Annotated in this window: 14 protein-coding genes; 4 read left to right on the top strand and 10 right to left on the bottom strand. The window is 39.6% G+C overall.

The annotated features are described in order from the left end of the window. Positions 1-24: 24 nt before the first annotated feature. Together AC2D3N_RS05865 and AC2D3N_RS05860 are read left to right on the top strand one after the other, a co-directional pair. On the top strand, positions 25-1338 hold the full coding sequence (locus AC2D3N_RS05865; protein ID WP_079677151.1) for an O-antigen ligase family protein: 1314 nt from the start codon (positions 25-27) through the stop codon (positions 1336-1338). 35 nt (positions 1339-1373) lie between these two features. Then, entirely contained in the window at positions 1374-1964 is a 591-nt protein-coding gene (locus tag AC2D3N_RS05860; protein WP_079677150.1) for a Uma2 family endonuclease, read from the top strand. A gap of 3 nt (positions 1965-1967) precedes the next feature. On the opposite strand, the gene AC2D3N_RS05855 is transcribed toward AC2D3N_RS05860, so the two are convergent. The 5 genes from AC2D3N_RS05855 to AC2D3N_RS05835 all read right to left on the bottom strand — a co-directional run bounded on the left by AC2D3N_RS05855 (position 1968) and on the right by AC2D3N_RS05835 (position 7073). Beyond that, the gene (locus AC2D3N_RS05855) at positions 1968-2264 is read right to left on the bottom strand and encodes a putative quinol monooxygenase (RefSeq protein WP_079677149.1); all 297 of its coding nucleotides are present in this window, start codon (positions 2262-2264) and stop codon (positions 1968-1970) included. 39 nt (positions 2265-2303) lie between these two features. After that, the gene (locus tag AC2D3N_RS05850) at positions 2304-3173 is read right to left on the bottom strand and encodes a sensor histidine kinase (protein ID WP_079677148.1); all 870 of its coding nucleotides are present in this window, start codon (positions 3171-3173) and stop codon (positions 2304-2306) included. A gap of 72 nt (positions 3174-3245) precedes the next feature. Next, a complete protein-coding gene (gene chlP, locus AC2D3N_RS05845) occupies positions 3246-4469 on the bottom strand; it encodes a geranylgeranyl reductase (protein ID WP_079677147.1) in 1224 nt (407 codons plus the stop codon). A 156-nt stretch (positions 4470-4625) separates the two neighbouring features. Continuing rightward, on the bottom strand, positions 4626-5294 hold the full coding sequence (locus tag AC2D3N_RS05840) for a response regulator transcription factor (RefSeq protein WP_079677146.1): 669 nt from the start codon (positions 5292-5294) through the stop codon (positions 4626-4628). Between the two features lie 192 nt (positions 5295-5486). Beyond that, the gene (locus AC2D3N_RS05835; protein WP_079677145.1) at positions 5487-7073 is read right to left on the bottom strand and encodes a glucose-6-phosphate isomerase; all 1587 of its coding nucleotides are present in this window, start codon (positions 7071-7073) and stop codon (positions 5487-5489) included. A gap of 139 nt (positions 7074-7212) precedes the next feature. Here AC2D3N_RS05835 and AC2D3N_RS05830 point away from each other — a divergent pair, with 139 nt between their 5' ends. Further along, positions 7213-7860: a ParA family protein gene (locus AC2D3N_RS05830; protein ID WP_079677144.1), complete on the top strand. Its 648-nt coding sequence runs from the start codon at positions 7213-7215 to the stop codon at positions 7858-7860. On the opposite strand, the gene AC2D3N_RS05825 is transcribed toward AC2D3N_RS05830, so the two are convergent. After that, positions 7853-8812 carry a M48 family metallopeptidase gene (locus AC2D3N_RS05825; RefSeq protein ID WP_079677143.1) on the bottom strand — a complete coding sequence of 320 codons (960 nt, stop codon included), beginning with the start codon at positions 8810-8812 and terminating at the stop codon, positions 7853-7855. The two genes, AC2D3N_RS05830 and AC2D3N_RS05825, sit on opposite strands and share 8 nt — an antisense overlap. A gap of 73 nt (positions 8813-8885) precedes the next feature. Here AC2D3N_RS05825 and AC2D3N_RS05820 point away from each other — a divergent pair, with 73 nt between their 5' ends. Then, positions 8886-9548, top strand: a complete 663-nt coding sequence (locus tag AC2D3N_RS05820) for a chromophore lyase CpcT/CpeT (RefSeq protein ID WP_484693068.1) — start codon at positions 8886-8888, stop codon at positions 9546-9548. 1 nt (position 9549) lies between these two features. On the opposite strand, the gene rimI is transcribed toward AC2D3N_RS05820, so the two are convergent. The 4 genes from rimI to AC2D3N_RS05800 all read right to left on the bottom strand — a co-directional run bounded on the left by rimI (position 9550) and on the right by AC2D3N_RS05800 (position 12750). Further along, entirely contained in the window at positions 9550-10146 is a 597-nt protein-coding gene (rimI, locus tag AC2D3N_RS05815; protein ID WP_079677141.1) for a ribosomal protein S18-alanine N-acetyltransferase, read from the bottom strand. A 123-nt stretch (positions 10147-10269) separates the two neighbouring features. Beyond that, positions 10270-10626 carry a PEP-CTERM sorting domain-containing protein gene (locus AC2D3N_RS05810; RefSeq protein WP_079677140.1) on the bottom strand — a complete coding sequence of 119 codons (357 nt, stop codon included), beginning with the start codon at positions 10624-10626 and terminating at the stop codon, positions 10270-10272. 23 nt (positions 10627-10649) lie between these two features. Further along, positions 10650-11726: a site-2 protease family protein gene (locus AC2D3N_RS05805; RefSeq protein ID WP_484693067.1), complete on the bottom strand. Its 1077-nt coding sequence runs from the start codon at positions 11724-11726 to the stop codon at positions 10650-10652. A 19-nt stretch (positions 11727-11745) separates the two neighbouring features. Beyond that, positions 11746-12750, bottom strand: a complete 1005-nt coding sequence (locus AC2D3N_RS05800; RefSeq protein ID WP_484693066.1) for a hypothetical protein — start codon at positions 12748-12750, stop codon at positions 11746-11748. Between the last annotated feature and the right edge of the window lie 390 nt (positions 12751-13140).

The following is a 13140-nucleotide window of genomic DNA, read 5'->3' as shown; positions in this document are numbered from 1 at the left end:
AGGTTTTTTGACCGATTTTAACCCATGCAATCCATACTTTTACCCCACCCAGAACGACGATTACAGTTACCTTGGAATTGTTTACAATGGGGGGTGTTTTTATTTCCTATTCTACCAATATTTGGCAGCATTTCTATTTTTTTAGGGATAATTATTAGTTATCAACGACGGTTTCAATTTATTCGGAAAAATCCCATTAATCAAGGGTTAGCTATTGTTAGTATTTTATTAGTTATTATTTCTATTTTAGCAGATAATCCCCTTGAATCTTTCCTGGGTTTAAATAATTTTATTCCCTATTTTATTATGTTTGCGGGGTTAAGTGAAATTATCCAAACCCCTAGTCAATTGCGACAGTTATCATGGTTAATGATATTTGGTGCTATTCCCGTGACAATTTTGGGACTAGGACAACAATATTTTAGCTGGTCGGGAATTGATAGTTTACAGGGTATTTTAGGCTGGAGTTTACAACTAAATGGTAACCCGGTGGGTCGAATGTCCTCGGTATTTATGTATGCTAATATTTTGGCAGCATATCTAGTGATTGTTTTCACATTAACCCTAGGGTTACTCATTCAAGAATGGCAAAATAAATCCCAGAATGACGATGGTTATATTCTGAATAAAAACCAGAAAATAACACTATTAATTATCACAATATTATTAACAGCAATTGACTTGATTTTAACCAACTCCCGTAATGCCTGGGGATTAGCAGTTTTATCAAGTTTAGCCTATGCTTTATATTTAGGATGGTGGTGGTTAATCTTATTAGTGACTACAGGAGTAACGGCTGTTTTCGGGTCAGCTTTTGCACCTTCTCCGATTAAAGAAGGGTTAAGAATGATTATCCCCGCTTATTTTTGGCAAAGAATTACCGATGAAAATTTTGTGCGTCCGGTAGAAACCCTCAGAATTACCCAATGGAAATTTGCCTTAAATTTAGCCCAAACTCGCCCCTTAACCGGATGGGGATTAAGAAATTTTACGCCCCTATATGAAGCTAAAATGAATGTTTGGTTAGGTCATCCCCATAATTTATTTTTAATGCTGTTTGCTGAAATGGGGATTCCTACAACAGTATTTTTTATGGGAATAATAGGTGGGATTTTAAGTCAAGGATTTTTGTTATTAAAAAATAGCTTAACTAATCCTTCAGAGCGATTAATTTATTATAGCTATTTAATTACCTTTTTAGCGTTAATTTTGTTTAACTGTTTTGATGTCAGTTTATTTGATTTTAGAGTAAATACCTTGAATTGGATAATTTTATCAGGAATTTGGGGAGTTGTTTGTAATACTATTGGTAATTCTACCAAAAACAGTTATAATTAAATCATCTTTTAATAGTCCTAAAAAGGGTAACTTTTATGGTGGAAAGATTAACTCTCAATTTACCCTCTATTCACAATTTAACCGATGAACAATTTTTTGAACTTTGTAGCGAAAATAGAGACTTACAATTTGAAAAAACTGCTGATGGAGTTTTAATAATTATGCCACCAACTGGAGGAGAAACAGGACGAAGAAATGTTTCTATTTTGTTTCAGTTAGAAACCTGGAGTCAACAAGATAAAACTGGAGTTACCTTTGATTCTTCTACCTGTTTTAAACTTCCTAATGGGGCAAATCGTTCTCCCGATGGGTCATGGATACAACTACAAAGATGGCAACAATTAACACCAGAAGCAAGAGAAAAATTTCCCCCTATTTGTCCAGATTTTGTGATCGAATTACGGTCAAAAACCGATAGTTTAACCACGCTGCAAAATAAAATGAAAGAATATCAACAAAATGGGGTAGAATTAGGATGGCTAATTGATCCCATTCAAAAAAAAGTAGAAATATATCGAATCAATCAACCTGTTGAAATCTTACAAAACCCTTTTCAATTATCAGGAGAAAATATTTTAAAGGGTTTTATTTTAGACTTAAATCCTATTTTTAATCTCAACAATTAAACCCTATAAAATCCGATCATAACACCGAATATCCGGTGGACTAGCAACTAAATCCTTAATTGCAAGTGCAGCAGCTTGAAGATGAACATTTGCCAAATGGGTTTGTAAATGCTCTAAACTTTCCCATGTTTCCACAAAGGTAAAATCCGTTGAATCTTCCTGATTTTGTAATAAATCATATTGTAAGCAACCTGCTTCTTGGCGAGTCGGTTCCACTAACCCTAATAATACCGCTTTTAACGCTTCCACCTGATTCGGTAACGCCACAACACGAGCAACAACACGCAAGTTTTGAGTCATTTTCAAGTCCTCGTAAAATTTTGTCAATCTATTATTAACTCATGAAGACAGAGGAAGTTCAATAATAAATTCTGTTCCAGTTCCCACCGATGACCGACAGAGAATTCTGCCTTGATGCCGATCTTCAATAATTTGACGACTAACTGATAAACCAATTCCACTTCCTTGTAATACAGGTTTTGTAATTAATAAATCCTCAAAAATTGCATTTTGAACGTCCTCAGATATTCCTAAACTATTATCTTGAATTGATAAAACCACAGAATCTTGGTTTAAGTCGGTTTTAATGATAATTGTAGGTTTAAATTCAGGATCGCCAGGGTGAGCTTCTGCTTTTTTATCTAGGGAATTAATCCCATGATTAATTAAATAAGATAAAGCTTGATTGAAATGTCCCGGATAACAATTAATTTCAGGAATATTCCCATAATTTTTAACAACTTCAATCGGAGATCTAATTTTAGTGCCTTTGAAGCGACTTTTTAACATTAATAATACACTATCAATGCCATCATGAATATTAAATAAGACTTGGCGATCGCCTTCAAACCGCCCAAACGTCCGTAAAGAATTACTAATTTGATGTAACCGTTCTGCCCCATTTTCCATCGCAGCTAACAATTTTGGCACATCTTCGATTAAATACTCTAAATCAATAGAATCAATTTCATCGGTAATTTCATCGACCGGATTAGGATAATGTTCTTGATACAATTCAATTAAATTCAATAAATCTTTAACATAATCTTTAATATAAGTAATATTTCCGGTAATACAGCCTAATGGATTATTAATTTCATGAACAACACTCGATACTAAATGACTCAAGGTTGCTGTTTTCTCCTGTTGTACCAATTGCAAAATATCCGTCGCATTTAGTTGGGTTTCAGACGGGTTTGTTGAACTCATACTTAAATTTCTCCTTATAATCAGTGTAGAGACGTGCCATGGCACGTCTCTACACTGATAACTGATAACTGATTAAGGTGCTAACGCATTGCCGCGTAACAAACTCGCCAGGGTTTTTGCAGTAATTTTCATCTGAATTAAAGGGTTTGCCGGAACAACGGTTTTGTACAAATAGCTATCAAAGGTTAACTTCTGCACATCCCGATCCGAACACATTTCTACAAAGGCTTCCCGGGTCGCATCCGTCCGATAGAATACCCGTTGCAAAATATCTAACACCAGATAAGTAATGCCATATTTCTTATCCCAGAGTCTAATATAGTCCTTCAGATCCGCTTCTGTCGGAATGCGTTTACCGCTATTGCTGCGTTCCACAATAGTTTCGGCGCACATCCGGCCCGACTTGGCGGCGAAGTAGATCCCCTCTCCCGAGGACTTGGTAACTGTCCCGGCGGCATCTCCCACCAAAGCCACTCGTCCCACCACCCGACGGGGACGGGGATGTTCGGGGATGGGGTGAGCCTCCACCTTAATAATTTTACCGCCTTCGATCCGGTGGGCTGCCCGGGCGCGAATTCCCGCTTGCAGTTGTTTGATCATGGCTTGGTTGGGTTTCATTGTCCCCGTTCCCACGGCTACATGGTCGTATTTGGGGAATACCCAAGCGTAGAAGTCGGGGGAAACATCGTTACCGACATACATTTCCGCCCGATCTTCGTAATAGGCCATTTTATCTTCGGGAATGCGGATGCGTTCTTGGAAAGCGATCGCATAATTATAATCCCCGGCATCAATGGCTTTAGCAATGCGGGAGTTCGCCCCATCAGCCCCAATGACTACATCCACCTCTAGGGTTTTCGGTGTACCTACGCCATCCTCAGCCGTGCTGTGATCATGATAATGCAGCACATAGGGGGCGGAATTAGTTTGAGGAATTTTTAATTGATGAACAGTACCATTTATTAAAATTGCTCCTAAAGAGACGGCGCGATCGCGCATAAACCCATCGAGAATTTCCCGACGGCACATTCCAATATATTCGTCTTCTTTTTCAATGAAAATATCGACCTCACGGTTTGAGGGAGAGATCATTTTCATTTTTCTCACCCGCCGATCAATGACGTGAGCCGGTAAGTCAAACTCACTGACCATACAAAGCGGGATCGCCCCACCACAGGGTTTGGCGTTATCCAGCTTGCGTTCAAACAGGTAGGTTTCAATGCCTGCTTTAACTAGCGTTTCGGCCGCGGAAGCACCCGCAGGGCCAGAACCAACAACAGCAACCCGTAGTGTCAAAGGTCTTCCCCCAATATCTATCTTGTCTTTTTATTCTTGAGTGATGGTATCACAGACCCTCACCAGGAAACCATTTTTCCCCCTTCAGTTGTGACGCTTTGCAATACAGCTTAATATTTTGTAATAAATTATTGGCCATTCCCCATTCCCTCTAAATCAAGAAATCAAATTATTTTTTAGGGCAAATCGGATCAACTCTGTACGATTATTACTATCTGTTTTTCTTAATAAACTACTGACATATTTCTCAACGGTTCTGGGACTCAGGTGTAAGTGATCGCCAATGGCAATATTAGAGAGTCCCTCAGCTAACAACTCTAGGACTTGATACTCTCGTTGGGTTAGACTAATCTCAAAAGTTGGTTGCAACTGGGTAGCGACGGGATCTAAAACCCCATCGGAGACATCACTTACCGTATCCGCCAGACGGACTCGCCATTCCGACTCAATTAATTGCGATCGCTCTAATAAAGCCCTGATCACGACCCCCAACTCCTCTAACTCGAAGGGTTTGGGCAAATAATTATCACATCCGAGTTGATACCCCCGAATTCGTTCTTTGGTACTGGTATGGGCGGTTAAAAAAATCACCGGAAGCAGACGAAAAACAGGACGAGCGCGGACTTGCTTGATCAGTTCATAGCCATCCATCTCAGGCATACCAATATCTGTCACGATCAGGTGGGGCTGATATTGCTCCACCAGGCGCAGCGCCTCCCGACCATTCTCCGCGGCAATTACCGAATAGCCCGAAATGTCCAAGTAATCACTAATCGAGAGGCGAGTCCCTAAATCATCATCAACAACTAGAATTGTTAGAGGCATAGGGATAGGGGGGCAGAGGAGCAGGGAGCAGGGGAGATAGGGGGGCAGGGGGGGCAGGGGTGCAGGGGAGGCAGGGGGGGCAAGGGAGGCAGGGGGGGCAGGGGAGGTAAGCAGTGCGAGATCTCTGATCGCTAACAGTTAATAATTAACAGTTAATAACTAACACCTCAATATTTGACTGTCAACACTCAATTATTGATAACTTGCCATTAAGGATGCTGGTTTTCCTGGATTTCCTGCTAATAATACCCCGCGTTTATTCGTTGCTAAATGTCGCAGAATTTTATAAATGGCTTCAATTTGATCGGGGACTCCCGCTTGTTGGGCGAGGGTTTCCAAAGATAGGGGTTGACCTGAGTTTTGCAGAACTTGAATAATTTTATGTTGTAAGTCCAGAACCTCTGCGGCTGCTTTTTTCCCTGCTTCAACACCCGGTTGATGGTAAGCGTTAATATTCACTAAAGACGCATATAAACCCACCGCCCGATCGTACAAAGCAATTAACGCCCCGACAATTGTGGGGTTAACTTCGGGAACCGTAATAGTAATCGAATCCCGCTGATTTTCATACAATGCTTGCCGAGTTCCGAGTAAAAATCCCGATAAATAATCCCCAGATGTGACCCCAGGTTCAATTTCAATCGAAGGGGAAGATCGATCTTTCAACACTTCAATAAAGGTGGCAAAAAAGTTAGGAACTCCGTCGCGTAATTGTTGAACGTAGGCGTGTTGATCCGTTGATCCTTTATTCCCATAAACTGCAATTCCTTGATAGACAATATTGCCATCAAGGTCTTTTTCTTTCCCTAAAGATTCCATAACTAACTGTTGTAAATAACGACTAAACAACAGCAAACTATCTTTATAGGGCAAAACTACCATATCTTTTTCGCCCTTACCATTTCCGGCATAATACCAAGCCAAGGCCAATAATGCCGCCGGATTGGTTTTTACCTCCGGTGTGCGGGTGGCGATATCCATGGCTTTCGCCCCAGCCAACATTCCCCGAATATCAATCCCCTGTAGGGCCGCAGGCAATAACCCAACGGCCGATAATTCAGAAGTTCGTCCCCCCACCCAATCGGCCATGGGAAAGGTGGTTAACCAGCCTTCAGCATGGGCTTGTTGATCGAGTTTGCTCCCGACACCCGTAACAGCCACGGCTTGTTGGGCAAAGTTCAGGTTTTGAGCAGAAAAGACATTTCGTACCTCAATCATGCCGTTACGCGGTTCTGGAGTGCCACCGGACTTAGAAATGACCAACACCAGGGTACTCTTGAGGCGATCGCCAAGTTTAGCCAAAACCCGATCGATGCCTCTAGGGTCAGTGTTATCAATAAAATGGATATTCAGGACTGGGTGATCTGGGGCTAGGGCTTCCGCCACAAATTTAGGCCCCAAAGCCGATCCGCCAATGCCAATGGATAAAATATCAGTGAATTGGGCTGCATTCGGCGGTTTGATCTCCCCTTGATGAATCTTGGCTGTAAAGGTTTCTATTTTTTCTAGGGTTTCAACGATTTCTAGCTTGAGATCCTGGGTGGGGGCAAGATCGGGGTCGCGCAACCAATAATGGCCGACCATCCGGTTTTCATCGGGGTTGGCGATCGCCCCTTTTTCTAAGGCATCCATGGCTTTGAAAGCCTGATCAAACTTGGGCAATAAGGATGCAACAAAATCATCGTCAAATCGCATCCGACTAATATCCAAGTACAGTCCTAAGCTGTCATGGTAGTATAGCCAATCTTGGTAGCGTTGCCAGAGTTTAGTGGCATCCATAGTCTTACATTCCGCTATATTGATTTTTAGCTTAAAGGATAACGGGTTTAGATTAACTCTTTTTCAGTTAATAATTAACGGTCAAGGCTGTCTCTTGATCCGTTAAACTGAAATGTGCTTGCCACCGGATCCTATAACTATGGCCAAAATTCTTGCGATCGCCAATGGAAAAGGGGGAGTGGGTAAAACCACAACCGCCATTAACCTGGCTGCTATTCTCGCCCACAACTTTAGCACCCTTTTAGTCGATACAGACCCCCAGGGTTCCGCCTGTTGGTGGGCTGAACAGGGTCACGGGGGAGAAATGCCCTTTGAGCATTCTTCGGAGACTGACCCGAGTTTACTGTCTCGATTGCAGCAGGTACAGGACTATGAATTGGTAGTGGTGGATACGCCTCCAGCGTTAAAATCCGATGCGTTATTAGCCGTAGTGCAGGTGGCTGATTATTTGGTGTTACCGACCCAAGCCGCACCCATGGATTTAGTCGCTTTAATTGAAACCGTGAGATCAGCGATTACCCCGTCAAAGGTTCCCCATCGGGTCTTGATGACTAAAGTTGACCCCCGTAGTTTAGGGGATGCTTTTGATGCCCAAAAATCCCTACAAGAAGCGGGGATTCCGGTATTTAAAAACATTATTCGCGCCTATAAAGCCCATGAACGTTGTCCCCTGGAAGGGGTGCCAATTATTCAGGCAAAAAGTCATAATTCCAGGGAAGCCGCTTCGGATTATCGACGGGTAGCGGTGGAATTATTGCGGAGTTTAACGGAAAACAAAATTATTTAAACTTAATTCGATTAATTTGATTTTGTAACTCCTCAATTTGTCGGCGTAAATCTTCGACTTCATCCTGAGATTTTTCGGCTTTTACGTTAACCGAACCTTCTGCGGTGGCTTGTTGATAATGACCGGAACGAATTTCACCATATTCCACTGAATCATTCCACTCTTTTAAATATTGAATTCGTTCCACGGGAAAGGGATGACTTGACATCATGCCTTGACCCCCATTATAAAATAAAAACTTATAAACTTGATTTAAACCATCTTGATCTAAATCGCGATATTGTTCGGATTGACGGATAAATTCATCTAAACTACATTCATGGGCATATTTCGTACTCACTCCCGCTAATTGCATCATGGATTTCATCACAGATTTGAGATCATCCGTTACTAATAATGCCGCCCGGTCTGCCGATAATTCGGCTTTTCTTCGCCATTCATAGAAGGCATAAATTAAGCCACTATTGACTAAATTTCCTAACCCAAAAGTTAATTCCCCAATCATTGAAGCCACACCCATCGCCCAAATTGACATCTGATTTAAAATCGGATGACCACATTTTATATGTCCTAATTCATGGGCTAAAACGACTCTTAGTTCGGCTTCATCTACTAAGTCTAAAAGACCCGTATTCAAAATAATATAGGGGTGTTCCTGTCCCAAGGCATAACTATTAACTTGGGGATTTTGAGAGACAAATAAACCCGGTTCGGGAAAAATATCTAAATCTCGCACACATTCCCGAAAAACATGATAAATACTAGCATATTGTCTAGGCCCTACTTGCAAAGCATTTCCCATTAAGTAAACATATTGAGGACGTTCGTAGATAAATTCGACAAATTTACTCGCGATTAAATCAAAGCCTGGAACACTTCTTAAAGCAACTTCTGCTTCTTTATCTAGGGGATGACGAAAGGCTTCGCTAGAAATTCCGGTGTAAGTTGGCATAATAATAATTTACAGGTTATGTTAATACAATGTTGAGAAGCCCCCAAGGGCTTACGACCTTTTGGATATTCTCATGATCAAACTATCTCCTGTTTCTATTTTAGGGGTTCTGGTTATTTTAAGTGGATGTGGGACTCAACCTGATCCGATGGCGGGTCATGTTCAGCAGGTCACATCCTATTTGACGGGTATAATGGAGACTTCAGCCCAGGCTAAAGCAATTCCTGGTGCGCCCAGTGTTCGGATGACAACTTGTGAGGTAAAGTTGAACAATACAGACCTTTCTGTTCAACAATCTCAAGGGATTTTTCTCTATCAAGAACAAGCTTTAACTCGCAATTTATCAAAACCCTATCGTCAGAGATTTTTGGAAATTATTCCCAGTATTGATAAAAATAGGATTGAGTCTATTAGTTTTAAACCTATTAATCCTAAAAAATGGATAGATTTATGCAAGAAACCTCTATCAGACCGGGTGATCAGTGATCAAGAAATAGAGAATGTAAAGTGCAGTGTATTTTTGAAACCTGTGGGAAATCAATATATTGGTGAAACTCAACCCGGAGGCTGTGTCACTAATTTTAAAGGAGCGGTTAAAGTTACGAATACGATTAAGTTAGATCAAAATGGGATGGAAACTCAAGATCGGGGCTTTGATGCTCAAGGTAAAAGGATTTGGGGGGCTAAAAATCGTCCATATCAATATCAGAAAATAGAGGTTAAATCTCAACATTAAATTAATTCAATTTTAAACAAATCTCTTGATACCAATGATGGAGAGTGTTGGGAAAATGGGGATGATGGAGATCACCGCGCCACAGAATTAACGCATCTTCTCCGGTATCTTGATAATATCCTTTACGACATCCTGCTTCTTTGAACCCAAATTTCTTATATAAATTAATCGCAGGTTGATTAGAAACTTTCACCTCTAGGGTAGCTCGTTCTAGTTTACGTTTCCAAGCCGATACTAATAATTGAAATAATAACGCCTGACCTAATCCTTTTCCTTGATATTCTGGATCAATTGCTAAAATAGTAATATGAGCTTCCTCTAATATTGCCCACAAACAACCAATTCCAATTAGTTGATCACTCGAACTCTCAACATCAGTTAATTCTATTTGAGGGAGTTGGAATTCTTCTTTTTTAGGTTCTTGATCCCCGGTTTTTCCTTCCCGTTTCCAGATGATTAAATCACTATTGGGACTCTCTATTTCCCTTTGATATCCGTCTTTTGTCCAAAGTCCCCCTAAACACCGTTGATCGAGTTCCACAACAGCAGAAAGTTGATCAACCGTTAAGAGTTGTAATTTTAAATACTGTTTCCCCATTTAAACGAACATCTTCTAACTAACCTTCTATTCTATTATAGGGCATGGAAAAACTTCTGATCTTGTTAGTTATTTAATTCCAGATCAGAAGTTTTTCCTCTAATTAAATCAAGTCTCCTCAATTTAATATTGTTTCTGTCTTCTCCGTAAACCCAGTCCGAACACAACTATCAATGCTAAACCAGCCATTGTAGCGGGTTCAGGTGTTGAAACAGAATTTTGGTTTGGAGATGAACCCGGCAAATATGAATTTTGATTACAGGAATTAGCCAGTTGATTCAAATATTGAGAAAGGTTATAACTGGGTTGTTGAGTCGGGCTGCTCAGAGCCATTATTTCTGGAGAGTTAGTATTAATATTAGAGCTAGTTTGAGAGGTTGCTAGAGTTTGAGCTTGCACAGGAATTGTGCTAGAGGAAAAACTAGCAAGACTGAGTGTTAAACAAGCAATTCCTAATCTAACAATGCGATTTATTTTCATGGTGTTCCGTCTCCTTGGTTAAATTAATGAAATAAAATTCCTGAGTAAAAATCAAAGATTATGGCTGAATTTTCACTCAACCATAATCTTAAAGTTGAAACTAAATAATCCAATATCCAAAAGGTATAAACCAAACTTAAAGGGGTATAAAAAAATAACGTAATTTGGTTAGCAGGTGATTCCGAACTGTGTTCCAGGCGAAGAAGTTGTTGATAAAACTCTAAGGATCGCGCCCTTAAATTATTAATACCAGTCCAAGCCACTAACAAGTAATACCCATCAAATTTGTTCAGGGGATTGAGATTTAAAATCACAGTTAATAAAGCAGCCGTCATCAACAGATAACTATTTTGTTTGAGTTCACTATTAACAGGTGCAAATAGAAACAGCCAAAAAGCGATCGCCCAAATTATTAACTGCATAATTATCCCAGCCGCCACCACTAAAACCCGTTTTCGCCGAGAAATTAAACAATATTGGTCAGTAGTATTGGTATAAAATCCAGGAATAAAACCCATACACAATAACCCGATATCTGGCACAATTCCCCCATAATGTTTTAAGGTCAAAGCATGACCCAACTCATGGAATAAAATCACCAACAAACTGAATCCCAACAGTTTGAAAATAGGTGCCCAATTTCCCTGGGTAAAACTTCCCCAAACTTGGTCATGGGTGAGAATTAATCGATGAGAAAACAAGAACCAGATAATAATAGTTTGAATGAAGAAAACAGCCAGGATAATTGCAAATTGTTCTGTCCAAACCCATTTAAACTTATGAACCATTTGGGTTAACCAGCGATCCGGTTTAAACAAAGGAACTTTGAAGTAAAGAATTTGACTTAACTTAAATTTTTTAGCCGGGGGTTGAGTTCCTTCTAACATTCCCGTTGCTGCTAACATTTGTAGCAACTCTTGGATATCTTCTAAAGATACTTTATATTCAGCAATAATGTTCTGAATATTTGTTTTACCAAGTTGGCAAATAATTCGTTTATCGAGTTCATCGACTTGTAAAAATGTCACAAATTGAGGATTCCTTAAAATCCAGTATCCATCAGGATGTTTAATCCAATGTACCTCTGATTTTAACTGCATATTTCTCATCCCTATTCTCTTATCTTAAACTTAATTTAAACACGGGAAAACCTTCAGGCGTTCTGACAATATTGCCTTGTTGATCCCGTTCAACATCAGAGAATATATAATAACCATTTTCATCCTGTTGTAAAGACAAACTCCCATTAATAAATTGATACGCAGGTTGATAAAATTGGGGAATACCTTGATACTCAAAAACTTCACCTTGTTCATCCAATAAAACTGGAGAAACGATTAATTGACCGACCCGATCAAATACCCACTCATTGTTTTTTGGTTCGCGTAAAGGGATAGGATAAATTGGTTGTTGATTACTGGTTTTAACCAGTTGACCTTTTTCATCTCGTAAAGGGAATAAAAATACAGGTTCTCCCCGATCATTTCTAACTAATTCATTCGTTTCTGGGTTGCGTAAAGGAATCGCACTTGGTTCGGGTAATTCTAAATCTAATAACTCAGGATGGGCAGGATGTAAAGAAGGTAATTCTGCATCCGATGAAATGTCATAATGACGAGTATACTGCACGGCAGATTTGGTAAAACCCAAACGTTCTAATAATGATTGAATCCCCTTTTGTTCCGCCGAAATTAGTACATCAATGTCACTGACTTTTAATTGATCAACATACCCAATGCCTGCTAAAATTAATTGTTGAATCGCTTCCGCATTGCGATGTTGTTGCTGTACATATAAACCTAACGCCGAAGCAACACGTCGAGATAAAAATGGGCTTTCTTGTTCATATTGATGACGCAAATTTTCTGGTAATTGTGGGGGTGGGGCTTCATCATAAGCAAAAAAGAAGAAAAACCCCACAATAAAATTAGATTTTTGATCTTCTAAAACCAAACAAAAACAGTTAGATTTTTGCAATTGATAGGTGATATATTGACGAAAATCATAATCCTTTTTCAGAGTTAATGACGGATCAATACTAGAACGTTCTTCTGCGAAAGCTAACATTAAAGGTGCGATCGCATCCACATCTTCCAAAGTCGCCAAACGATGTTGATAAGCCATAATCAAGTTAAAAAATGTAAGTGAGTTAAGGGGTTACTATCGCCTCTGCTGATAGCGGTTTTATATGATATAGAGGTCAGTCAGGGAAGATGCTGGCACTTCCTACCCATCATCAATAATCACTTGAAGGGACTGTCTCTCAGCAATTCTGCCAACTGCTATCAGTCCTGAAGTTAAACCCTTTAAGTAGCTATACATTGTATAAGTTTAATCCAGAATAGTATAGCTTTGTTAATATAACTTAAAGTTTAATCCTCAAAAATTAAGTAGTTTACTATACAAAATACAGATTATCTTTACAAAATCTTTACATTAATCTAAATTTTTATCTAAAAATAAACCATATATAGTGTAATTAATACTCAAAAATCTAATAAAACAATATATATA

The organism is Planktothrix sp. PLAVEN19ND (genome assembly GCF_057220675.1).
This window is presented reverse-complemented; position numbering and strand designations above follow the sequence as displayed.